Annotated in this window: 23 protein-coding genes; 16 read left to right on the forward strand and 7 right to left on the reverse strand. The window is 57.6% G+C overall.

The window, feature by feature from the left end; translation table 11 throughout:
* Positions 1-34 precede the first annotated feature (34 nt).
* The 4 genes from K3754_RS00610 to K3754_RS00625 all read left to right on the forward strand — a co-directional run bounded on the left by K3754_RS00610 (position 35) and on the right by K3754_RS00625 (position 5,592).
* Positions 35-1,873, forward strand: a complete 1,839-nt coding sequence (locus tag K3754_RS00610; RefSeq protein ID WP_203209515.1) for an ABC transporter ATP-binding protein — start codon at positions 35-37, stop codon at positions 1,871-1,873.
* Entirely contained in the window at positions 1,870-3,702 is a 1,833-nt protein-coding gene (locus K3754_RS00615; protein ID WP_259939927.1) for an ABC transporter ATP-binding protein, read from the forward strand. Before K3754_RS00610 ends, K3754_RS00615 begins: the two co-directional genes overlap by 4 nt.
* A gap of 37 nt (positions 3,703-3,739) precedes the next feature.
* A complete protein-coding gene (locus K3754_RS00620; protein ID WP_259939929.1) occupies positions 3,740-4,960 on the forward strand; it encodes a class I SAM-dependent RNA methyltransferase in 1,221 nt (406 codons plus the stop codon).
* A gap of 134 nt (positions 4,961-5,094) precedes the next feature.
* Positions 5,095-5,592, forward strand: coding sequence for a murein L,D-transpeptidase family protein (locus K3754_RS00625; protein ID WP_203209512.1), 498 nt, complete (start codon positions 5,095-5,097; stop codon positions 5,590-5,592).
* 15 nt (positions 5,593-5,607) lie between these two features.
* Here the strand turns inward: K3754_RS00625 and K3754_RS00630 are convergent, their stop codons facing one another.
* A complete protein-coding gene (locus K3754_RS00630; RefSeq protein WP_203209511.1) occupies positions 5,608-6,117 on the reverse strand; it encodes a CAP domain-containing protein in 510 nt (169 codons plus the stop codon).
* Positions 6,118-6,288: 171 nt separating this feature from the next.
* On the opposite strand from K3754_RS00630, the gene K3754_RS00635 reads away from it, so the two are divergent.
* Together K3754_RS00635 and K3754_RS00640 are read left to right on the forward strand one after the other, a co-directional pair.
* Positions 6,289-6,900 (forward strand): L,D-transpeptidase, encoded by a 612-nt coding sequence (locus K3754_RS00635; protein WP_203209510.1) that lies wholly within the window; start codon positions 6,289-6,291, stop codon positions 6,898-6,900.
* 141 nt (positions 6,901-7,041) lie between these two features.
* On the forward strand, positions 7,042-7,224 hold the full coding sequence (locus tag K3754_RS00640) for a hypothetical protein (RefSeq protein WP_203209509.1): 183 nt from the start codon (positions 7,042-7,044) through the stop codon (positions 7,222-7,224).
* Between the two features lie 85 nt (positions 7,225-7,309).
* On the opposite strand, the gene hemH is transcribed toward K3754_RS00640, so the two are convergent.
* Together hemH and K3754_RS00650 are read right to left on the reverse strand one after the other, a co-directional pair.
* Positions 7,310-8,356, reverse strand: coding sequence for a ferrochelatase (gene hemH / locus K3754_RS00645; protein ID WP_259939933.1), 1,047 nt, complete (start codon positions 8,354-8,356; stop codon positions 7,310-7,312).
* 54 nt (positions 8,357-8,410) lie between these two features.
* Positions 8,411-9,229, reverse strand: coding sequence for a methyltransferase domain-containing protein (locus K3754_RS00650; RefSeq protein WP_259939936.1), 819 nt, complete (start codon positions 9,227-9,229; stop codon positions 8,411-8,413).
* 11 nt (positions 9,230-9,240) lie between these two features.
* On the opposite strand from K3754_RS00650, the gene K3754_RS00655 reads away from it, so the two are divergent.
* The 4 genes from K3754_RS00655 to K3754_RS00670 are packed head-to-tail and all read left to right on the forward strand — an operon-like array spanning position 9,241 to position 11,548.
* A complete protein-coding gene (locus tag K3754_RS00655; RefSeq protein ID WP_203209506.1) occupies positions 9,241-9,975 on the forward strand; it encodes a ComF family protein in 735 nt (244 codons plus the stop codon).
* A gap of 36 nt (positions 9,976-10,011) precedes the next feature.
* Positions 10,012-10,269 (forward strand): glutaredoxin 3, encoded by a 258-nt coding sequence (gene grxC, locus K3754_RS00660; protein WP_203209505.1) that lies wholly within the window; start codon positions 10,012-10,014, stop codon positions 10,267-10,269.
* A gap of 2 nt (positions 10,270-10,271) precedes the next feature.
* Positions 10,272-11,117 carry a carbon-nitrogen hydrolase family protein gene (locus K3754_RS00665; RefSeq protein WP_259939940.1) on the forward strand — a complete coding sequence of 282 codons (846 nt, stop codon included), beginning with the start codon at positions 10,272-10,274 and terminating at the stop codon, positions 11,115-11,117.
* The gene (locus K3754_RS00670) at positions 11,114-11,548 is read left to right on the forward strand and encodes a MarR family winged helix-turn-helix transcriptional regulator (RefSeq protein ID WP_203209503.1); all 435 of its coding nucleotides are present in this window, start codon (positions 11,114-11,116) and stop codon (positions 11,546-11,548) included. The genes K3754_RS00665 and K3754_RS00670 overlap by 4 nt, the downstream gene beginning before the upstream one ends.
* Positions 11,549-11,551: 3 nt before the next feature.
* Here K3754_RS00670 and ubiG read toward each other — a convergent pair whose 3' ends face one another.
* Positions 11,552-12,298, reverse strand: coding sequence for a bifunctional 2-polyprenyl-6-hydroxyphenol methylase/3-demethylubiquinol 3-O-methyltransferase UbiG (ubiG, locus tag K3754_RS00675; protein WP_203209502.1), 747 nt, complete (start codon positions 12,296-12,298; stop codon positions 11,552-11,554).
* Positions 12,299-12,346: 48 nt separating this feature from the next.
* Between ubiG and pip the strand changes: the two genes are divergently transcribed.
* From pip to infB, 6 genes are all read left to right on the forward strand, one after another.
* The gene (gene pip, locus K3754_RS00680; RefSeq protein ID WP_259939945.1) at positions 12,347-13,318 is read left to right on the forward strand and encodes a prolyl aminopeptidase; all 972 of its coding nucleotides are present in this window, start codon (positions 12,347-12,349) and stop codon (positions 13,316-13,318) included.
* Positions 13,315-14,172 (forward strand): ABC transporter substrate-binding protein, encoded by an 858-nt coding sequence (locus K3754_RS00685; protein ID WP_259939948.1) that lies wholly within the window; start codon positions 13,315-13,317, stop codon positions 14,170-14,172. Before pip ends, K3754_RS00685 begins: the two co-directional genes overlap by 4 nt.
* Positions 14,173-14,306: 134 nt before the next feature.
* On the forward strand, positions 14,307-14,885 hold the full coding sequence (gene rimP, locus K3754_RS00690) for a ribosome maturation factor RimP (RefSeq protein WP_203209499.1): 579 nt from the start codon (positions 14,307-14,309) through the stop codon (positions 14,883-14,885).
* A complete protein-coding gene (gene nusA / locus K3754_RS00695; RefSeq protein WP_203209498.1) occupies positions 14,885-16,513 on the forward strand; it encodes a transcription termination factor NusA in 1,629 nt (542 codons plus the stop codon). Before rimP ends, nusA begins: the two co-directional genes overlap by 1 nt.
* Before the next feature lie 22 nt (positions 16,514-16,535).
* Positions 16,536-17,156 carry an RNA-binding protein gene (locus tag K3754_RS00700; protein ID WP_203197884.1) on the forward strand — a complete coding sequence of 207 codons (621 nt, stop codon included), beginning with the start codon at positions 16,536-16,538 and terminating at the stop codon, positions 17,154-17,156.
* An 8-nt stretch (positions 17,157-17,164) separates the two neighbouring features.
* Positions 17,165-19,645, forward strand: a complete 2,481-nt coding sequence (infB, locus tag K3754_RS00705) for a translation initiation factor IF-2 (RefSeq protein ID WP_259939951.1) — start codon at positions 17,165-17,167, stop codon at positions 19,643-19,645.
* A gap of 76 nt (positions 19,646-19,721) precedes the next feature.
* Here infB and K3754_RS00710 read toward each other — a convergent pair whose 3' ends face one another.
* The 3 genes from K3754_RS00710 to argJ form a co-directional block, all read right to left on the reverse strand.
* Entirely contained in the window at positions 19,722-19,856 is a 135-nt protein-coding gene (locus K3754_RS00710; RefSeq protein WP_259939953.1) for a hypothetical protein, read from the reverse strand.
* A 109-nt stretch (positions 19,857-19,965) separates the two neighbouring features.
* Positions 19,966-20,364 carry a (deoxy)nucleoside triphosphate pyrophosphohydrolase gene (locus K3754_RS00715; protein ID WP_203209496.1) on the reverse strand — a complete coding sequence of 133 codons (399 nt, stop codon included), beginning with the start codon at positions 20,362-20,364 and terminating at the stop codon, positions 19,966-19,968.
* Positions 20,361-21,587 carry a bifunctional glutamate N-acetyltransferase/amino-acid acetyltransferase ArgJ gene (argJ, locus tag K3754_RS00720; RefSeq protein WP_259939955.1) on the reverse strand — a complete coding sequence of 409 codons (1,227 nt, stop codon included), beginning with the start codon at positions 21,585-21,587 and terminating at the stop codon, positions 20,361-20,363. Before argJ ends, K3754_RS00715 begins: the two co-directional genes overlap by 4 nt.

Below are 21,587 nucleotides of genomic sequence, written 5' to 3' on the forward strand. Positions count from 1 at the left end.
CCATTTTGCAATTTGTATTCCAAGGCCTTTTGCCATGTTCCGTTTCTTTGAAAACCTTATCAATCCTTATGTAACCTACACCGAACACGACAAACCGTCGCAAAAATTGTGGCCGTTTTTGTGGGACTACTCCCAACCGTTTAAAAAGGTGTTTGCGCTGACCGCATTCATGTCCATCGTCGTTGCGGCGATCGAGATCTGGCTGATCTATTATATGGGTCGTTTGGTGGATCTGCTGGGCAGTGATCCCGCGCTGCTTTGGCAGACCTACGGCACTGAACTGATCCTCGTAGCGCTCTTTGTGTTGCTGATCCGGCCTGCGCTACAAGGTTTGGACGTGCTGCTTTTGAACAATGCGATCATGCCGAACTTTGGAACGTTGATCCGTTGGAGGGCGCATAAGCAGGTATTGCGGCAATCGGTCGGCTGGTTTGAGAATGACTTTGCCGGACGGATCGCCAACCGGATCATGCAAACCCCGCCAGCGGCGGGCGAGGTGGTTTTTCAAGTCTTTGACGCGATTTCCTATTCACTGGCCTATCTGATCGGCGCAGCGATTCTGCTTACCTTATCGGATTTGCGCTTGCTGGTGCCTTTGCTGGGGTGGTTTGTCCTATACGGGTTTTTGGTGCGCTGGACCCTGGCGCGGGTTGGCCCCGCTGCCAAGGACGCGTCTGATGCGCGGTCTGCCGTAACGGGGCGGGTTGTTGATGCCTATACGAATATCCACTCGGTCAAGATGTTTGCCCACCATGATCTGGAACTGGGTTTTGCCAAGGACGCCATCGAAGAGGCGCGCCGCACCTTTCAAATCGAGATGCGCATTTTCACCATCATGGATGTCTTTCTGGTGGCGCTGAACGGGTTGTTGATTGTTGGCATAGTCGGTTGGGCGCTTTGGCTTTGGACGACAGGCGAGGCCAGCGTGGGTGTTGTTGCGGCCGCTGCGGCGTTGACACTGCGGCTGAACGCGATGACCGGATGGATCATGTGGGCGCTTTCCTCTTTCTTCCGCCAACTTGGGGTGGTGGCAGAAGGGATGGAAACCATTGCACAGCCTATTACCTTGGTGGATGCGCCGGATGCAAAGCCGTTGGAATTGTCCGACGGGCGGATCGAAATGCAAGGGTTGACCCATCATTACGGGCGTACATCGGGCGGATTGCAGGGGGTCGATCTTGAGATCGCTCCGGGGGAGCGGATTGGCCTGATTGGCCGGTCTGGTGCGGGCAAATCCACCTTGGTCAAACTCCTTTTGCGGTTCTATGAGGCCGAAGGCGGGCGTATTCTGATCGACGGTCAGGACATCAATGACGTGACCCAAGACAGCCTGCGCCGGCATATCGGAATGGTCCAGCAAGACAGCTCTCTGTTGCACCGTTCGGTGCGCGAGAACATTTTGTATGGTCGTCCGGACGCCAGCGAAGAAGAGATGATCGCGGCCGCGAAACAGGCGCAGGCGCATGAGTTTATTCAGGATCTGTCCGATCCAGAAGGGCGTCACGGCTATGATGCACGGGTTGGGGAGCGGGGTGTCAAACTGTCGGGTGGCCAACGCCAACGGATCACTCTGGCGCGGGTGATCCTTAAGGATGCGCCGATTTTACTTTTGGATGAGGCGACCTCTGCCCTTGATAGCGAGGTGGAGGCGGCAATTCAGGAAACGCTTTACGGCATGATGGCAGGCAAAACCGTGATTGCCATCGCGCATCGCCTTTCAACTATTGCCGAAATGGACCGCATTCTGGTGTTGGATGAAGGGCGCATAGTCGAAGAGGGGTCTCATGACGCGCTTTTGGCGCGGGGCGGGCTATATTCAGATTTCTGGTCTCGCCAGTCGGGTGGGTTCCTCAAACTGGATGAAGACGCATGAGCATTGGCAATTGGATCAACCCGTTTCGTGCCGCCGAAGGGCCGCCGCCACAAACGCTGGGGGCGTTTTTGCGGTGGTGCTTGTCTGGCGCTTGGCCGGTGCTGTGGCTTGCCGCGTTGCTGTCTGCCGCTGCCGGAGTGATGGAGGCGGGCACAGCGTTGATCCTGGGCCGGGTCATCGATGCCACGGTCAGCGCAGGGCCGGAGGCGTTTTTTGATGGGCAAAATCTGGCGCTGATCCTCGGTGCGATTGGGTTTTTCCTGATCCTGAGACCGATCCTGTTTGCCCTCAGCTCTGCGTCGAATGCGATCATGGTTCAGCCGAATGTGAATCCGCTGGTTCTGTCGCGGTTGCATCGCTGGACGTTGGGCCAGAATGTCGGCTTTTTTGATGATGATTTTGCGGGGCGCATTGCACAAAAACAGATGCAGGCAGCGCGTGCAGTGACCGATATCGCATCAGAACTTATCAATGTGGTGGCTTTTGCGCTGGCATCCTTGCTGGGTTCACTTGCGCTGCTCGTGGCGATTGATTGGCGTGTGGCCGTTGGATTCTTGTTTTGGCTGGTTCTGTACTTTGCGGTGATCAACTGGTTCTTGCCGCGCGTGCGCAAACGGTCTGCGGGCCGTGCCGGCGCTCGGGCGATGGTGTCGGGGCAGGTTGTGGATACGATCACCAACATCAAGACGGTGAAATTGTTTGCCCATGCGGATCATGAAGATCGCGCTGCCTTGGGCGCCATGAAAACCTTTCGGGAACGTGCGCTGGAATTTGGCTACCTTGCGGCCGGTTTCCGGCTGACCTTGATGACTTTGGCGGGGCTTTTACCGGTGATACTTTTGGGCGGCACGATCCTTTTGTGGCAACGTGGTCTGGCCAGTGAGGGCGATATTGTTGCGGCAGGGGCCGTGGCGATCCGTATCGCGCAGATGACCGGATGGGTCAGCTTCACCTTGATGGCAATCTATTCCAACGTGGGTGAGGTTGAGGACGGGATGAAGACCTTGACTCCCCGTGTGAGGTTGGAGGACGACCCCGACGCAAAAGTGCTGGATGCCGTCGAGGGCCGGATTGAAATGCATGATCTGGGGTTTGCCTATGGCCGCGAGGCAGGCGGCGTTGAGCGGATCAATCTTACGATAGAACCGGGTGAAAAGCTTGGGATTGTCGGCGCGTCCGGCGCGGGAAAATCGACGCTCGTATCGCTTCTTCTGCGGCTCTATGATGCCGAGCAGGGTCACATACTGGTTGATGGTCTTGATGTGCGGGAGACCACACAAGAAAGCCTTCGGCGTAATATCGGGATGGTCACGCAAGAGACCGCGATGTTCAATCGCTCGGCTCGGGACAACATCCTTTATGGCCGACCCGACGCGACCGAGGCTGAGATCACAGCGGCCGCTGAGCGGGCCGAAGCGCATGAGTTTATTCAAGAGCTTGAAGACCATCGCGGGCGCCGTGGGTATGAGGCGCATTTGGGTGAACGGGGTGTAAAATTGTCCGGCGGACAACGCCAACGGGTCGCACTGGCGCGGGCCATTCTCAAGGATGCGCCCATTCTGGTGCTGGACGAGGCCACATCCGCCCTCGACAGTGAGGTTGAGGCGGCCATTCAAACCGCGCTGACCCGTGTGATGGAGGGCAAAACCGTTCTGGCGATTGCGCACCGTTTATCGACGCTGACAGAGATGGACCGCATTATCGTTATGGATCAGGGGAGGATTGTCGAAACCGGCAGTCACGACGCCCTTTTGGCCGAAAATGGCCTTTATGCCCGCTATTGGCAGCGGCAGTCGGGCGGGTTCCTGAATGTAAAGGCGGCTGAATAGGGGTTTTGTGCCGGACTGTGGCGCGGTAAGGCGGGGCATGACAGAACATCAAATTCTTCGACTGGGCCACCACGGCGATGGTATCGCCGATGGCCCGATCTTTGCGCCGCTGACCCTTCCCGGAGAGGTGGTGTCCGGCACAGTTTCGGGAAACACCCTGACGGATGTGCGTATCCTGAAACCGTCTGACGATCGGGTTGCGCCGCCCTGTCGGCATTTCAAATCCTGCGGTGGATGCCAGTTGCAGCATGCATCGGATGATCTGGTCGCGGGCTGGAAGCAAGACGTGGTGAAACATGCGCTGGACGCGCATGGGTTAGAGACTGTTTTTAAGCCGCTTCACACGTCGCCTCCCCAGTCCAGACGCCGGGCGACCTTTGCAGCAAGGCGCACCAAAAAAGGCGCAATGGCAGGGTTTTATGGCCGTGGCTCGGACGTGTTGATTGAAATTCCAGACTGTAAGTTGCTGGCGCCCGAGGTCTTGGAAGGCCGCGCCGTGGCCGAAGATCTGGCGCTGGTCGGGACCAGCCGCAAGGCGGCGCTTGCCGTGACTGTGACGGTATCGGCCAACGGGCTGGATGTCGCGGTGGCGCATGGCAAACCGCTTGATGGGCCGCTGCGGCAAGAATTGGCCAGTCTTTGCGAGCGGCGCGGTTTGGCGCGGCTCAGCTGGGACGATGAGGTGATTGCGATGCGCCATGCACCGGTGCAGACCTTTGGCCGCGCCGCCGTTACCCCGCCGCCTGGTGCGTTTTTGCAAGCCACGCAGGACGGTGAGGCGGCATTGCTGTCTGCGGTCAAAGAGGCGGTTGCGGGGGCGGATGCATTGGCCGATCTGTTTGCCGGTTGCGGCACATTTGCACTGCCGCTTGCAGAAACTGCGCGTGTGCATGCGGTTGAAAGCGTTGCGGAAATGATGACAGCGCTGGATCATGGCTGGCGGATGGCAGAGGGCCTCAAGCCTGTGACAACAGAGACCCGGGATCTGTTTCGGCGGCCGCTGTTGCCCGATGAGATGCGCAAACTGGATGCGGTCGTTCTGGACCCACCTCGCGCCGGTGCCGAGCGGCAGGTGGCCGAGATTGTGACCGCCCGCGTGCCGCAGGTGGCCTATGTGTCGTGCAATCCGGTGACCTTTGCCCGCGATGCCCAGACGATGGTCAGCGCAGGTTACACGTTGAACTGGGTGCAGGTTGTTGATCAATTCCGCTGGTCATCTCATGTTGAACTGGCAGCAAGCCTGACCGCGCCAACCTGATCCGGCGGTGATTTGCCGGTTTGCGCAGATGTTTCAAAATCGCGGCAATCACAGCTTTTTGACTGCGGGCAATTGGGCTATATGCTAGCGCCATAACAAAGGGCAAAAATCGCCTGGCAAATTAGGCAGTACAGATGAACCGCAGAACAGTCATCCTTGGCGGCACCGCGCTTGTCGCGCTGGGCGCATGCAGCAGCAGCAAATTCAAACGCTACAACGGGCCTGAAGTCACCTATGTGGTGGTGAACAAAGAGGCGCGGCGCATGTACCTGCTGCATCATGACAAGGTGCTTGAGGATTATGACATCAAGCTGGGTTTTGCCCCTATTGGTCACAAACAGATCGAAGGGGACGGGCGCACGCCTGAGGGGATTTATCTGATCGACCGGCGTAATCCCAACAGCCAGTTCCATCTGTCTTTGGGCATTTCCTATCCCAACGATGCAGATCGCGCCTATGCCAAGTCCATCGGTAAGGAACCTGGCGGCGATATCTTTATTCACGGGCAAAAGAACCCCCTGAAAAGGGACAAGGGGGATTGGACCTGGGGCTGTATCTCGGTGACCAACAAGCAGATGGAAGATATCTATGCCATGGTCAGGGATGGAACGCCAATCCAGATCAACCCATAGAACAAAGGTGTTGGGTCAGTTGCCCATCACCAGCGTCCACCAGATTTTACCGCCTGATTCCTGATGCCAGGCAAAGCCCATGTTGCGTGCATCGGGCGACATGATCACGCGGCGCGTGTCTGGCTGGTCCATCCACGCCGCAAGGGTTTCGAGTTCGGATTCGTAGGTTTCCGAAATGGTTTCGCCCACAAGACGCCCGGCATAGCCAACACGGCTGATCCGGTCGATCGGGGACGAGCCGTCAGAGCCAAAATGCCATGGGCGATTCTGGCGTGACATGTCTTTGGAATGGGTTGCCGCCGCTGCGTTCAATTTTGAATCCAGTGTAACTGGCGCCCGGCCCGCCGCGCTGCGCAGGGCATTGACACTATCGACCATCCGGAACGGGATCTTGCCCGCGTCGCCGCGGCTGATCCGATAGACCTTGGGCAACGGCTTGCCGTCTGTTCCAATGCCGGGTTCAACCGGCGCACAGGCAGCGGCAGCCAAGGCAATTGCCATCAAGACAGACAGGATACGGATCATAGCTTTGCTCCAGCAAAATCGGTGTTCTGCCTCTCCTACATTGGGTTGCGTTGCAGTTCAAACGCACATCAGCGTGAGTCTGCCAGTTAACGGTGGTTTGATTTGATACTGCGTCTTTCGCGCCATATATGTCTGTAAAATAGTGAAATTGCCCAATGAGGGAGACATATCATGTCTGACAGTCAATTTTCCAACGGTGGCCGCCGTGCGTTTCTGGCCGGAAGCGCCGCGATGTTGGCCACCCCTGCGCTGGCGCAGGATACCGGCGCCGTCAATTCTTCGACAACCACAGAGAATGAGCGGGATCTGACGGAAACTGTCCGCCGGAATATCTCCAGCTTTCGGACGTTGGATTGGCAACCCTATTTCGACAACACCAACAATGGCGCGATTCTGGTCGATATCGACAGCCGCGCGGTGCATTACTGGTCAGAGGATCAGAGCATCTACAAATTGTATCCGTCCAGCGTGCCACTGACCGAGGATCTGACCCGTCGTGGCCGGACCAAAGTTGTGCAAAAGGTCGAAGGGCCAAGCTGGCGGCCAACGCCATCCATGCTCAAGCGCAATCCGGAATGGCCTCCGTTCATTGGGCCCGGCCCTGAGAACCCTCTGGGAACGCATGCGCTTTATCTCAGCTGGACATATTACCGGATCCACGGCACCCATGACACCCGCAAGATCGGGCGCAAATCCTCCAACGGATGTATCGGTCTGTACAACGAACATATTGCTGAGCTGTTCGGGATGGCCGAAGTGGGCACTCAAGTGTTGCTAATTTGACGACATTTGGGTGATTGTAGGTTGTCTGAATGGAATCCGGGTTTGCAATCCGCTGTATATGCTGTTTAGACAGAACTACGAGGTAAGTCTTGGGTGCGTGTCCGCACATTGATGTGGCACGCCTTTTCTGGAGGTTATGTTATGAAAAAACTCGTTCTCGCCGCTGCACTGACAGCTGCCGCATCGACTGCATACGCTGGTTCGCTTGCAGACCCGGTCATCGAAGCACCTGTTGTTGTTGAAGAAGCCACTGGCTCTTCTTCCGGCATCCTGCTGCCGCTGATCCTGCTGGCAATCGTTGCTGCGGCTGTTGCTGCCGACTAATCGGTATCGACAACTAAAACGGAAAAGGCGGTACCTCGGTACCGCCTTTTTTGTGTCTGAAGGGTAGGTTTTTGCCCGGAAAGGCTCAGTCCAGCCAGCCGCGCAGGTTTTCGGTAATGGTATTGGTCAGCGCGCCGATATGTGCGTCGTCATCATTGAGGCAGGGAATATAGGTAAAGTGTTTGCCGCCCGCCTCCTCAAAGCTTTCCTTGATCTCTTCGTTGATCTCTTCGAGCGTTTCAATGCAATCGGCAGAGAACGCCGGTGCGCAGACCGCGATACTTGTTTTGCCAGCCTTGGCTTGCCGCGCGACCTCTTCCACCGTGTAGGGTTGCAGCCATTCTTCGGGTCCGAACTTGGACTGGAATGTGGTCATGATCTGGGTGTTGTCCCAACCCAGCCGTTCCTTGAGCAGCCGCGTGGTTTTCTGGCATTGGCAATGATAGGGGTCGCCCTCCATCAGATAGCGTTCCGGCAAACCGTGGTAGGAGCAAATCAGAATGTCCGGCTTGTTTTCCGCTGCCGCATAGCCCCGCTCGATAGATTGCGCCAAAGCCTCGATATAATCCGGGCGGTCGAAATAGGGCTCAACCACGCGCGCAATGGGTTGCCATTTTTCTTTGCCCAAAGCTGCAAAGAATGCATCGCAAGCGGTTGCGGATGTGGCCCCGGCATAATGCGGATAAAGCGGGAAAAACAAGATCTTGGAACATCCTGCCTTGGTCATCGCCTCGACCTTTGATTGGGTGGACGGGTTGCCGTAACGCATGCAGAAATCCACCATCACGTCATCACCGTATTGTTCCTGCATCCGCGCCGTGATCTTGGCGGTTTGCGCCTTGGTGATGGTCATCAAGGGGCTTTCGCCGGCCTCTTCGTTCCAGATGGATTTATAGGCCGCACCGGATGTAAACGGGCGTTTGGTCAGGATGATCCCCTGCAAAAGCGGCTGCCACAGCCAGGGGGAATAATCGATCACGCGGCGATCCGACAAAAACTCGCTCAGATAGCGGCGCATCGACCAATAATCGTAATTGTCCGGCGTTCCCAGATTGGCCAGCAGAACACCCACCTTTTGTTTCGGCAAAGCGGGGTGGTCAGCATTGGCATGGGGCGGTCGGGCAGGCTGCATGTGGGAAAATCCTAAAAACGTGATCTTGCTGAAATAGACGCTTTGCCCTTGGGGTCAAATAGGCAGTTTTGTCTCATCGGTCTTAAGGGCATCGGCCAGCCGTTGTTGGGCCGAACCGGGGCGCAACGGCTTGGGTTGGCTTTCGTCAGGGGCCCACCCGGTGAGGAAGATCAGTTCAAAGGTCGCAGTGATCCGCCCGTTCGTGCCCTGGTAATTGTTCTGATAAAGCTGCACAGCTGTCTCCAGTACGCGGCGGGCGGTTGGGCGGCGCAAACGGCCGGTCAGGGCATTTGTCTCGCCCATGCTGCGCAAATCACGCATCAGATGCCACGCGTTGGCATATTCCACGGTAAGCGGCAGGCTGTCTGCAACGGGCAAGGCAAAACCGGCCCGCTGCAGCAGGGCACCCATATCGCGCAATTCTGCCATCGGTGCGATGCGCGGTGACATGCCCCCGGTTACTGTGGATTCGGCCTGACCAAGGCAAGCCCGCAGCTCATGCAAGGTCTGACCGCCAAAAGCGACGGACAGGAACAAGCCATCTGGCCGCAAGGCGCGGCGGCATTGAATGAGCTGGCCAACCGGATCATTCGCCCAATGCAGGGCCATCGCATGAACCAGCAGGTCATAACTGGCAGGCTCAACCGAAAGGGTGTCGTCGTCAGGCAGAATGGTCATGTTTGGCAGGCGTGATTCCCAGAAATCAGCAAAGCCGGTGATCAATCCCAACTTGCTAAACGGCTTTTTAACCAGTTGCAGGCGATCTTCCACTTCATCGGCGGCGGTCTGGTGCAGGAACATCCCGTCCGCATTGGCGCGGGCGCGGTGAAGGTGCAGTGCCGTCAGGTCGGTAAGAACAGGATTCTGGGTCATCCGGGGTAGATATGACGATAACAAGCAGACTTCAAACAGGGCTGAACGCCATTTATCCGCCTCGGTGCCTGGCTTGCGGTGATATTGTGGATGGCGATTTTGGCCTGTGCGGGAAATGCTGGCGCGATACTGCATTTGTCGGGGGCATGGTCTGTGACAGTTGCGGGGTGCCTCTGCCGGGCGAGGAGGATGATGTCTCACATCAATGTGATGCGTGTTTGCTGTCGCCTCGGCCATGGGTGCGCGGGCGGTCTGCGCTCTTGTACCGCGACACCGGGCGCAATTTGGTTCTGGCGCTGAAACATGGCGACCGACAAGAAATCGCGCAGCCTGCTGGCTTGTGGATGGCCAATACGATCAAGGGACTGGTGCCAGAGCAGGCCTTGATCGCGCCAGTGCCTTTGCATTGGCAACGGATGATTCAGCGGCGCTATAACCAATCGGCCCTTCTTGCCAAGGCTTTGGCAGAGCGGAGCGGGCTGTCCTGGGCACCTGATCTGTTACAGCGACATCGGCGAACACGCCGTCTGGACGGCATGGACCGCGAAACGCGATATCGCACCTTACAGGACGCCATGCGTGTCCACCCGCGTCGGCGACACCGATTGATCGGGCGTCCGGTGCTTTTGGTCGATGATGTAATGACATCCGGCGCGACATTATCTGCGGCGACTCAGGCCTGTCTGGATGCCGGATCGGGGCCGGTCAGTGTCGTAACACTGGCGCGGGCGGTGAAAGACGCTTAAATCCCTCTCAACAGTTTTGTTGAAAGGGATCGGTTCATGAAAACCGTCGAGATTTACACATCACCACTTTGCGGGTTCTGTCACGCGGCGAAACGGCTTTTGAACAGCAAAGGCGTCAGCTTTGCCGAGGTTGACGTGCTGGCAAATCCCGACCGCAAGGCCGAGATGATCCAACGTGCCAATGGAGGGCGCACCGTGCCGCAAATCTTTATTGGCGGCGATCATGTGGGCGGGTCGGATGATCTGCACGCGCTCGAACGGGCAGGCAAGCTCGACGCTTTGCTTGAGGCGTGATTATGAAGGCGGCCCTGCTTCAGCTGAATGTGACGGATGATCCGGCAGAAAACCTGCCGGTGACTGTCGGAATGTTCCGGGACGCGGTGGCGCAGGGGGCGGAGTTTGTTCTGACCCCCGAAGTGACCAATTGCGTCTCGACCAGCCGCCGCCATCAACAGGATGTCCTGCAGTATGAGGGCGAGGATCAAACTCTGGCCGCGCTTTGCGATGAGGCAGCGAAGGCGGGGATCTGGCTATTGATCGGATCTCTTGGTCTTAAGACAGACGATCCTGACGGGCGCTTTGCCAATCGCAGTTTCCTGATTGCGCCCGATGGGTCTGTGGCAGCGCGGTATGACAAGATCCACATGTTCGATGTGCAGATCAATGAGACCGAGACCTACCGCGAATCCGAAGGATACCGGCCCGGCACGCAGGCGGTGGTTGCGGATACCCCTTTCGCCTGCATCGGGATGAGCGTTTGCTATGATGTGCGTTTTCCCAAATTGTATCAGGCGCTGGCCAATGCCGGTGCGCGGATCATCACGGTGCCTGCAGCGTTCTCTCCCGTGACCGGCGCGGCCCATTGGCATGCCTTGTTGCGGGCGCGGGCGATTGAGACAGGGTGTTTCGTGATTGCACCCGGTCAAACGGGTACGCACGCCAGCGCCAGTCGCAAAACACGGGATACTTATGGTCACTCCTTGGTCGTTTCCCCCTGGGGTGAGGTGATTCTTGATGCCGGGGAAGCGCCGGGCGTTTACAATTTTGATCTGAATATGGAAGAAGGGGAAGCGGCGCGGCGCAGGGTGCCGAGCCTGTCCAATGCCCGAGAATTTCGGCCCCCTGATCCGGTAGACCAATGACGCAAGACAAGAATGCCCTCGCTATATTGCTTTTCAGTGAACTGCTTGCCGCAGATCACGCTGTGCGGGGCAGTCTGACCAGGATTCTACCAAAAGGCATGGAAATCTCACATTTTTCGGTACTGAACGTTCTTGCGTTCAAGGGCGAGGAAAGCACGCCTGCCAAGCTGGCGGAGCGGTTCAATGTGACGCGCGGAGCAATGACCAATACCCTGAACAAGCTGCAATGGGCGGGGTATATCCACGTGCGCCCGGATTGGGACGATGCCCGCCGCAAGATCGTACAGATCAGTCCCGCAGGACGGCAGGCGCGGGATGATGCCTTTGCCGCGATCACCCCGACCATCAACAAAGTGGTTGATGATCTGGGCGAAGAACAAGCGCGCGCCGCTTTGCCAATCTTGCGCGGCATTCGCAAACAGCTCGCTTAAAGGTCAGTTGGGTCGCGTGCTGGCGGTGACGTAGTTCACGCTCAGATCCCTGTCCGACAGGCTCCAGCTCCAGGCGATGGGATTGAAAACGAATCCCTTGCGATCCACCGGGGTCAGCCCTGCACGGGTCAGCAGGTCAAACAGTTCATCCGGGGTGATGAACTTGGACCATTCATGTGTGCCTTTGGGCAGCCAGCGCATGATGTGTTCGGCACCAACAATGGCCATCATGTAGGATTTTGGATTGCGGTTGATCGTCGAACAGATGTGCAATCCGCCGGGTTTGAGCAGATCATGGCAAGCGGTCAGATAATCAATGGGGGAGGCGACATGCTCGACCACCTCCATGTTCAGAACCGCGTCAAATTGTTCGCCCGCCTCGGCCATCGCTTCAGCTGTGGTGTGACGGTAATCAATCTGGAGGCCCGACTGCGCCGCATGCACTTGCGCCACGGGGATGTTGCCAGCAGCGGCATCTGCTCCCACCACATCGGCACCCAGCCGCGCCATCGGTTCGGCCAGCAATCCACCGCCGCAGCCGATATCAAGGATTCGCAGGCCTTTGAATGGCGCGTCTGATTTCAGATCACGGTCAAACTCGCCCGCGATCTGGTTGGTGATATAGTCCAACCGGCAGGGGTTGAGCATGTGCAAGGGTTTGAATTTACCGTTCAAATCCCACCATTCGGCGGCCATCGCTTCGAATTTTGCGACTTCGGCGGGGTCGACTGTTGTTTGAGGCGTTTGCATTCCACGCTCCCTATGCTCTTGTGTTGTGAAAGACTATATAGGGCCGTGATGGACAAGTATCCCGACCAAAAGCGCGCAGTGCAGTATCTTTATCCGCCCGTTGATCCGTTCGATCAGCGGATGTTGGCGGTTGGGCAAGGTCATCAGGTCTATGTCGAGCAATGCGGAAACCCTGAGGGGATACCGGTTGTAGTGCTGCATGGCGGCCCCGGCGGCGGGTGCAGCCCGTCCATGCGGCGGTATTTTGATCCATCGGTGTACCGGGTGATCTTGTTTGATCAGCGCGGATGTGGCCGGTCGCGGCCCCATGCATCGGTCACGGACAATACGACGTGGCATCTGGTGGCGGATATCGAGCTGATTCGCACAACGCTTGGCATATCAGACTGGATCGTTTTTGGGGGATCCTGGGGTGCGACGCTGGCGTTGATCTATGCACAAAGCCATCCCGAAGCAGTGCGCCATCTGGTCTTGCGTGGGGTGTTCCTGATGACCCGGGCCGAGCTGGATTGGTTTTATGGCGGCGGCGCGGGCAAGTTCTGGCCCGAGGTTTGGGCACGGTTTGTGGATTTGATCCCCGAAGGCGAACGCGATGATCTGATCGCAGCTTATCACCGGCGGCTTTTTTCCGGCGATCTGCAGGTGGAGCGGCAATATGGCCGTGCATGGGCCGCATGGGAAAATGCATTGGCCTCGATTCATTCGGCAGGGTCTGTGCATGAGGGGCCGGCGGATTATGCCCGCGCATTCTCACGGTTGGAAAACCATTATTTCACTCATGCCGGGTTTCTTGAGAGTGACGGCCAGATTATCGCGAATATGGACCGGATCAAACATATTCCCGGCACCATTGTGCAGGGGCGTTATGACATGATCTGCCCGCCCAGCAGCGCCTATGCCCTGTCGGAAGCATGGCCAGAAAGCGAACTGATGATGGTGCGGAACGCAGGGCATGCGTTGTCAGAGCCGGGGATTTCAGCAGAGCTAGTGCGGACCATGGATAGGATTGCGGCGCAATGACCCGGCGGTCACATATCGACCGGCGTGCCTTGTTCACCAGCGGTGCAGCTGCGGCGCTTTTGGCGGCGTCGGGCGTGTCGGCGTCGGGCCTGCCGAAGCAGGGTGGCCGGTTGCGCATGGCGCTTTCTGGTGCAAATCGCGATGACAGTTGGACCATGGGTGAAGGTCTGTTCATGCAGGTTGCGCGGCAGGGGCTGGTCTTTGACACGCTGACAGAGGTTGCTGCGGATGGCACGTTGCGCCCTGAGTTGGCATTGGATTGGCGTGCGTCCGAGGATGGGCGGATCTGGATCTTTGATTTGCGTCCGGATGTGCGGTTCCACGATGGTCAGCCCTTCACATCCGCAGATGCAGCGGCAAGCCTGGCGTGGCAGTTGGACGCGGATATCGTGCCACTTGGCCCGTTTGAGTTGCAAATCAGGCTGGCAAAGCCCGACGCGGGCCTTCCCCTTCGACTGGCGCAGCCAGATCATGTGATTCGCCCCGCACATGCGCCAGACAGCGGTATTGGCACGGGCCTTTATCAGGTGAAACGCTTTGTGCCGGGGCAGCGGTTGTTGGCAGCGCGCGTGTCTCAACATTACAAGGATGGCAGCGCGGGGTGGTTCGATGAAGTTGAACTGACGTCGATCCCATCAGAGATGGTCCGCGGTCAGGCGCTGGGCGAATACCTTGTGGATGCCGCAGACCTGCATGATGCCAGAGGCTTGGCCGGGATGCCGGATATCGTGTTGCTGCCAGATGCCCGCAAACCGGTTCAGGCGGTCAGTGCCGATCTGGCCCAGCCTGCCCAGATCAGCAACCTGCGCCCGCTGGACAACCTCCGCGCGGCTGAGCGGTGGTGGTTTGGGTAAAGCGGCTTGCAGTTTCGTGCCCATCCCCCTATATGCATCTCAACAGCGGCGCGATCGGGTCCACACCAAACGCTCCACCGAAACACGATACGGGCCGCGCGCCCGTTTTTTTGTGCCCAATACCAAGCGAGATCATGACCAACGACCTGATAGCCAAAGCCGCCATTGACCGCCGCATGGCCGAGATCATCACACCGGTGATTGAGGATCTGGGGTTTGAACTGGTGCGCGTGCGTCTGATGAGCGGCAAAACCACAACGCTGCAGATCATGTGCGATAAACCCGAAGGCGGGATCGAAGTGGATCATCTGAGCGATATCACTCAGGCGATCGGCGCGATTCTTGATGTCGAAGATCCGATTGTCGAGGAATATACGCTCGAAGTGTCCTCGCCGGGGATCGACCGTCCGCTGACCCGTCTCAAAGACTTTGACATGTTCGAAGGCTACGAGGCGAAGATCGAGACAGAAGAGCTGATCGATGGTCGCCGCCGCTTTAAGGGTGCGCTGGCGGGTGTTGAGGATGACGAAGTGCTGATCAATGTCGAAGAGGGCACCATTGGCCTCAAGTTTGACTGGCTGTCGGATGCCAAACTGGTTCTGACGGATGATCTGATTAAAGAAATGCTGCGCCAACGCAAGGCGTCAGGTGCAATTGACGAAACCCAATTCGATGAGATCCAGACTGATGAGTCTGCTGAGGGAGAAGACTAATGGCCATTACATCTGCCAACCAGCTTGAGCTGCTTCAAACCGCCGAGGCGGTTGCCCGTGAAAAGATGATCGACCCCAATCTGGTGGTCGAAGCGATGGAAGAATCGCTCGCCCGTGCAGCGAAGTCCCGCTATGGCGCGGAAATGGACATTCGCGTGGCGATTGACCGCAAGACAGGTCGCGCCACCTTTACCCGCGTGCGCACCGTGGTCGAGGATGAAGAGCTTGAGAACTATCAGGCGGAATTCACCGTTGAGCAGGCCAAGCAATACATGGACAATCCTGCGGTTGGCGACACTTATGTAGAAGAAGTGCCACCGGTCGAGATGGGCCGGATTGCCGCGCAGTCGGCCAAGCAGGTGATCTTGCAGAAGGTTCGCGAAGCCGAGCGTGATCGTCAGTACGAAGAGTTCAAGGATCGCGCAGGCACCATCATCAATGGTCTGGTCAAGCGTGAAGAATATGGCAACGTTATTGTGGATGTGGGCGCTGGCGAAGCGATCCTGCGCCGCAACGAGAAGATCGGCCGTGAAAGCTATCGCCCGAACGACCGGATCCGCGTTTACATCAAGGATGTGCGCCGCGAGCAGCGTGGCCCGCAGATCTTCCTGAGCCGTACCGCGCCTGAATTCATGGCCGAATTGTTCAAGATGGAAGTGCCGGAGATTTATGACGGCATCATCGAGATCAAGGCGGTTGCCCGTGATCCCGGATCGCGTGCCAAGATTGCCGTGATTTCTTATGACGGTTCGATTGATCCGGTTGGGGCCTGCGTTGGTATGCGCGGCTCTCGGGTTCAGGCGGTCGTGAACGAGCTTCAGGGCGAAAAAATCGACATCATTCCATGGAACGAAGATCAGCCAACCTTCTTGGTGAATGCGCTGCAGCCTGCCGAAGTGTCCAAGGTTGTTTTGGACGAAGAAGCTGGTAAGATCGAAGTTGTTGTTCCTGAAGAGCAATTGTCGCTGGCGATTGGCCGCCGAGGTCAGAACGTGCGCCTGGCGTCCCAGTTGACCGGTCTTGATATCGACATCATGACAGAAGAGCAGGAAAGCGCGCGCCGTCAGGCCGAGTTTGAACTGCGCACCAAGCTGTTTATGGACAACCTCGATCTGGACGAATTCTTTGCCCAGCTTCTGGTTTCCGAAGGGTTCACCAACCTCGAAGAGGTGGCCTATGTCGAGATTGACGAACTGTTGGTGATCGACGGTGTTGACGAAGACACTGCGAATGAACTGCAGGCCCGTGCCCGCGACGTGTTGGAGGCCCGCAACAAAGCGGCGCTTGAGAATGCCCGTGCATTGGGTGTCGAGGACAGCCTTGTTGAATTTGAGGGTTTGACACCCCAGATGATTGAGGCGCTGGCCAAAGACGACGTAAAAACACTGGAAGATTTCGCAACCTGCGCGGATTGGGAGCTGGCCGGTGGCTGGACCACTGTTGAGGGTGAGCGGGTCAAGGATGACGGGGTTCTCGAACCTTTCGACATCTCGCTTGAGGACGCACAAACCATGATCATGACAGCCCGCGTGTTGCTGGGCTGGGTCGATCCGGCAGAACTGGAAGCAGACGCAGAAGAGGCGCTGGACGGCGAAGATGCAGACCTGACCGAGGAGACCGGGGCCTGATCGCAGGCCTCGGAGGTTCATGATGGGTCGCGGTGGCGTTCCAAAAGACCGGGAAAACGGTCCTGATCGCAAGTGCATTGCCACGGGCGAAGTGCAACCAAAGCATGGTTTGGTGCGCTTTGTCGTGGGGCCGGATGCGCAGATTGTGCCGGATATTCTGGGCAAACTGCCTGGCCGCGGCATATATGTGGCATCGGACCGCGCGGCGATTGAGATGGCCGTTAAGAAAAAGCTGTTTTCCCGTGCGGCCAAACAGCAGGTTACGGTGGCTGATGATTTGGCCGATGAGGTTGAGCGGCAACTGGCGCGGCGGGTCGTTGACCTGATTTCGCTGCAACGTAAATCTGGCAAGGCTGTTGCGGGCTACGAAAAAGTCAAAGGCTGGCTGCAAACAGAAGAAGCCGAGGTGCTGGTCCAGGCGGTGGACGGATCAGGCCGCGGCAAATCGAAACTAAGCACACCGCACTACGGCCACTACATTGGCTGGCTGACCGCAGACGAATTGGGTTTGGCATTCGGTCGGCAAACTGTGATACATGGGGCGCTCGCCTCTGGCGGACTCACTCTGCGTGTTGTAGAGGAAGCCCAACGACTTAAAGGCGTGCGCAAAAACGAGGTTGGCAACGGCCAGCCGAAAGGATGACGAGCTAAATGAGCGATACTGACGGCAAGAAAACATTGGGTCTGCGCGGGGCACCTGCGCGTCCGGGCAACGTAAAGCAAAGCTTTAGCCATGGGCGGACCAAGAACGTCGTGGTCGAAACCAAACGCAAGCGCGTTGTTGTACCCAAGCCGGGTGCGGCAAAGTCCGGTGCGGCTGGAGGCTCTCCTATTGGTGATCCGTCCAAACGTCCTGCGGGGATTACAGATGCGGAAATGGCCCGCCGGCTGAAGGCTGTGCAAGCGGCCAAGGCGCGTGAGGTCGAAGAGGCCGCTGCCCGCGAAGCCGAAGAAAAGGCCCGCGCAGAGGATCGTGAACGCCGCCGCGCCGAGATCGAAGCCAAAGAAAAGGCAGAACGCGAGCGCGAAGAAAGCCTCAAGGCAAAAGCCGAGGAAGACGAGCGCAAAGCCCGTGAAGCCGAAGCTGCTGCGCAAGCGGCGGCTGCGGCTCCTGTTGCGGCGGCCCCAACGGCCCGCGCACCGGCCAACAAGCCTGCGCCGGCTGCCACACCTCGCAAAACCGATCGTGACCGCGAGGACACGAACAAGAAGAACCGTGGTGATGACAGCCGCCGGTCTGGCAAGCTGACGGTTAATCAGGCGCTTTCTGGCCGTGATGGTGGCCGACAGCGATCCATGGCGCAAATGAAGCGGAAGCAGGAACGCGCACGCCAAAAGGCGATGGGCGGCAGTGTTGAGCGCGAAAAGGTTATTCGTGATGTGCAATTGCCACCGGCAATTGTTGTGTCCGAATTGGCTGCACGTATGGCCGAAAAGACAGGCGCCGTTGTCAAAGCACTGATGCAGAACGGCATGATGGTTACGCAAAACGAGACCATTGATGCCGATACCGCGGAACTGATCATCGAGGAATTTGGCCACAAGGTGGTCCGTGTTTCCGATGCGGACGTCGAAGATGTGATCAAAGAGATCGAAGATGATCCGGCTGATCTGGTGAGCCGTCCACCGGTGATCACGATCATGGGTCACGTTGACCACGGTAAAACATCTCTGCTGGATGCGATCCGCAATGCCAAGGTTGTTGCCGGCGAAGCGGGCGGGATCACTCAGCACATCGGTGCCTATCAGGTCACGACGGATGGTGGTCAGGTTCTGTCATTCCTTGATACGCCGGGTCACGCGGCCTTTACCTCCATGCGTTCGCGCGGTGCTCAGGTAACGGATATCGTGGTTCTGGTGGTTGCGGCGGATGACGCTGTGATGCCGCAGACCATTGAGGCGATCAATCACGCCAAGGCGGCCGAAGTGCCAATGATTGTGGCCATCAACAAGATCGACCGCCCGGCGGCTGATCCTGACAAGGTGCGTACAGATCTGCTGCAACACGAAGTGATTGTTGAGAAAATGTCGGGTGAAGTGCAGGACGTTGAAGTCTCCGCAATCACCGGTCAGGGCCTTGATGAGCTGCTCGAAGCGATTGCGTTGCAATCCGAAATTCTGGAACTGAAGGCCAACCCAGATCGCGCCGCCGTTGGTGCCGTGATTGAGGCACAGCTTGATGTGGGCCGCGGCCCGGTTGCGACGGTTCTGGTTCAGAACGGTACGCTGCGCCAGGGCGATATCTTTGTTGTGGGTGAGCAATACGGTAAGGTCCGTGCGCTGATTGATGACAAAGGCAACCGCGTCAAGGAAGCCGGACCTTCGGTTCCTGTCGAGGTTCTGGGGCTGAACGGCACACCCGAAGCGGGCGATGTTCTGAACGTAACGGATACCGAAGCACAAGCGCGTGAGATCGCGGATTATCGTGCAAATGCGGCCAAGGACAAACGTGCGGCTGCCGGTGCGGCGACGACACTTGAACAGTTGATGGCGAACGCCAAGGCGGACGAAAACGTCAGCGAGCTGCCTATTCTGGTCAAAGCGGATGTTCAGGGCTCTGCCGAAGCGATTGTTCAGGCGATGGAGAAGATCGGCAACGACGAGGTGCGCGTGCGCGTATTGCACTCCGGTGTTGGTGCGATCACCGAGACCGATGTTGGTCTTGCTGAGGCATCCGGCGCACCGATCATGGGCTTTAACGTTCGTGCCAATGCGTCTGCACGGAACACGGCGAACCAAAAGGGCGTCGAGATCCGGTACTATTCTGTGATTTATGACCTCGTGGATGACGTCAAAGCGGCGGCCTCTGGCTTGCTCAGCGCGGAGATCAAAGAAAACTTTATCGGCTACGCGTCGATCAAAGAGGTCTTCAAGGTCACTGGCGTCGGCAAGGTTGCGGGTTGCTTGGTCACCGAAGGTGTGGCGCGACGTTCTGCCGGGGTGCGTTTGCTGCGTGACAACGTGGTGATCCATGAGGGTACGTTGAAAACACTCAAGCGTTTCAAGGACGAGGTGCCAGAGGTACAGTCCGGTCAGGAATGCGGTATGGCGTTTGAAAACTATGACGATATCCGTCCTGATGACGTGATCGAAATCTTTGAACGCGAAGAAGTGACCCGTACGCTTTCGTAAGTCGGGTCACATCAAGACATCAAAAAAGGGGCTGCGGTGACGCAGCCCCTTTTTCGTTGAACAGTTTGAAAACCGCTTAGTTCTTGCGGGTGACGGGTTTGCCGGCATAAACGGTGTCGTCTACTTTCACAGCGATGCGCCCATCGGGCATATCTTTTACGAAGATACCCTGAACGGACACACATGTTCCCAAAGTGATGGTTCGCAGCATTTTCTTTCCCCCAAAAGAATACCTCACATTTTAGTGAACAATTCGGAAAACACCAGCGGATTGTTTCTCAGACCAAGGGGATCGAATCCAGATTTCAGCGCGTTTGGGTTCAGAGCCAGTCGCGAAGGATCGGGATCAGCGGCACATCGGCAGGGGGCATGGGATAATTGCGCAAATCATTGGCCCGCACCCATTTCAACGCCTGATTCTCGCGCGGCATTGGCGTGCCTTCCCATTTGCGGCAGGCGAACAACGGCATCAGCAGATGAAAATCCTCATAGCTGTGGCTGGCAAAGGTCAGCGGAGCCAGGCAGGACGCCCAGGTGTTGATGCCCAGTTCTTCTTCCAGTTCGCGAATCAGGGCCGTTTCAGGGGTCTCGTCAGCTTCGACCTTGCCGCCGGGAAATTCCCAGAGGCCCGCCATGGATTTGCCTTCCGGTCGTTGTGCCAACAAGACCCGACCATCCACGTCAATCAGCGCGACCGCTGAAACAAGGACCACCTTCATGAACGGTAGTCCGCGTTAATCTCGATATATCCATGGGTCAGATCACAGGTCCAAACGGTTGCTGAGCCTGTTCCGATCCCCAGATCGACCCCGATGGATACATGGTCGCCTTTCATGTGGGCAGCGGCATCCGCTTCGGAATAATCGGGGCTGCGCCAGCCATCCTTGGCCACTTGGATATCGCCGAAGCGGATAGATAGGCGATCACGGTCCGCCGCGGCGCCCGATTTTCCGATGGCCATCACAACACGGCCCCAGTTGGGATCTTCGCCTGCGATGGCGGTCTTGATCAGTGGTGAATTGGCGATGGCCATCGCGTGGGTCTTGGCATCTGCGGCACTGGCCGCGCCCGTGACGGCAATCTCGACAAATTTGGTTGCGCCTTCGCCGTCTTTGACCACTTGATGTGCCAGATCGAGCATCAGACCATGCAGTGCCTCCCTGAACGCGGCACTGCCGGTCATATCGACACCGGAAGCGCCTGTGGCCGCCATGATCAAGCTGTCCGAGGTTGATGTATCGCTATCAACGGTGATGCAGTTAAAGGTGACATCGTTGAACTCCGACACCATGGATTGCAGATCGGCCTGATCTACCTGCGCATCTGTAAAGATGTAGACCAGCATTGTGGCCATATCCGGCGCGATCATGCCGGAGCCTTTGGCGATGCCCGCGATCTGCACGGTTCCGCCGTTGTCTGTCACGCGGGTAGAGGCACCTTTCGGGAAGGTGTCGGTCGTCATGATCGCCTTGGCGGCAGCGGCGATCCCGCTTTCATCCAAACGGTCATGCAGATCCCCAAGGACAGCAGTGATCTTGTCATGCGGCAGCGGTTCGCCAATCACACCGGTCGAGGATGTGAAGACACGCGCCTGCGGTATATCACAACTGGCGGCCACCGCCGCCGTGATTGCCTGCACACTCTGCACGCCACCTTGGCCGGTGAAGGCATTGGCATTGCCCGAATTGACCAAAATCGCGGCAGGGCCAGTGGCGGCACCGCCAATCTTTTCCTGGCAATCAAGAACTGGTGCCGCGCGGGTGGCGGAGCGGGTGAACACCCCTGCAATGCTGGTACCGGGGTTCAACACCGCCAGCATCACGTCTGTCCGGCCTTGATATCGAACACCAGCGGCTGTCGTTGCAAAGCGTACCCCGTCGATCACAGGCAGATCGGGAAATTGTGCAGGCGCGAGCGGTGAAACAGAGGTTATTTTTGCCAT

Origin of the sequence: Sulfitobacter sp. M368, from assembly GCF_025141875.1 — a bacterium.
In the GTDB taxonomy this organism is placed as follows: domain Bacteria; phylum Pseudomonadota; class Alphaproteobacteria; order Rhodobacterales; family Rhodobacteraceae; genus Sulfitobacter; species Sulfitobacter mediterraneus_A.

Coding starts and splice junctions, on each gene's coding strand:
- K3754_RS00610 (WP_203209515.1), top strand. CDS start 35: ATGTTCCGTTTCTTTGAAAACCTTATCAATCCTTATGTAACCTACACC.
- K3754_RS00615 (WP_259939927.1), top strand. CDS start 1,870: ATGAGCATTGGCAATTGGATCAACCCGTTTCGTGCCGCCGAAGGGCCG.
- K3754_RS00620 (WP_259939929.1), top strand. CDS start 3,740: ATGACAGAACATCAAATTCTTCGACTGGGCCACCACGGCGATGGTATC.
- K3754_RS00625 (WP_203209512.1), top strand. CDS start 5,095: ATGAACCGCAGAACAGTCATCCTTGGCGGCACCGCGCTTGTCGCGCTG.
- K3754_RS00630 (WP_203209511.1), bottom strand. CDS start 6,117: ATGATCCGTATCCTGTCTGTCTTGATGGCAATTGCCTTGGCTGCCGCT.
- K3754_RS00635 (WP_203209510.1), top strand. CDS start 6,289: ATGTCTGACAGTCAATTTTCCAACGGTGGCCGCCGTGCGTTTCTGGCC.
- K3754_RS00640 (WP_203209509.1), top strand. CDS start 7,042: ATGAAAAAACTCGTTCTCGCCGCTGCACTGACAGCTGCCGCATCGACT.
- hemH (WP_259939933.1), bottom strand. CDS start 8,356: ATGCAGCCTGCCCGACCGCCCCATGCCAATGCTGACCACCCCGCTTTG.
- K3754_RS00650 (WP_259939936.1), bottom strand. CDS start 9,229: ATGACCCAGAATCCTGTTCTTACCGACCTGACGGCACTGCACCTTCAC.
- K3754_RS00655 (WP_203209506.1), top strand. CDS start 9,241: ATGACGATAACAAGCAGACTTCAAACAGGGCTGAACGCCATTTATCCG.
- grxC (WP_203209505.1), top strand. CDS start 10,012: ATGAAAACCGTCGAGATTTACACATCACCACTTTGCGGGTTCTGTCAC.
- K3754_RS00665 (WP_259939940.1), top strand. CDS start 10,272: ATGAAGGCGGCCCTGCTTCAGCTGAATGTGACGGATGATCCGGCAGAA.
- K3754_RS00670 (WP_203209503.1), top strand. CDS start 11,114: ATGACGCAAGACAAGAATGCCCTCGCTATATTGCTTTTCAGTGAACTG.
- ubiG (WP_203209502.1), bottom strand. CDS start 12,298: ATGCAAACGCCTCAAACAACAGTCGACCCCGCCGAAGTCGCAAAATTC.
- pip (WP_259939945.1), top strand. CDS start 12,347: ATGGACAAGTATCCCGACCAAAAGCGCGCAGTGCAGTATCTTTATCCG.
- K3754_RS00685 (WP_259939948.1), top strand. CDS start 13,315: ATGACCCGGCGGTCACATATCGACCGGCGTGCCTTGTTCACCAGCGGT.
- rimP (WP_203209499.1), top strand. CDS start 14,307: ATGACCAACGACCTGATAGCCAAAGCCGCCATTGACCGCCGCATGGCC.
- nusA (WP_203209498.1), top strand. CDS start 14,885: ATGGCCATTACATCTGCCAACCAGCTTGAGCTGCTTCAAACCGCCGAG.
- K3754_RS00700 (WP_203197884.1), top strand. CDS start 16,536: ATGGGTCGCGGTGGCGTTCCAAAAGACCGGGAAAACGGTCCTGATCGC.
- infB (WP_259939951.1), top strand. CDS start 17,165: ATGAGCGATACTGACGGCAAGAAAACATTGGGTCTGCGCGGGGCACCT.
- K3754_RS00710 (WP_259939953.1), bottom strand. CDS start 19,856: ATGCTGCGAACCATCACTTTGGGAACATGTGTGTCCGTTCAGGGTATC.
- K3754_RS00715 (WP_203209496.1), bottom strand. CDS start 20,364: ATGAAGGTGGTCCTTGTTTCAGCGGTCGCGCTGATTGACGTGGATGGT.
- argJ (WP_259939955.1), bottom strand. CDS start 21,587: ATGGCAAAAATAACCTCTGTTTCACCGCTCGCGCCTGCACAATTTCCC.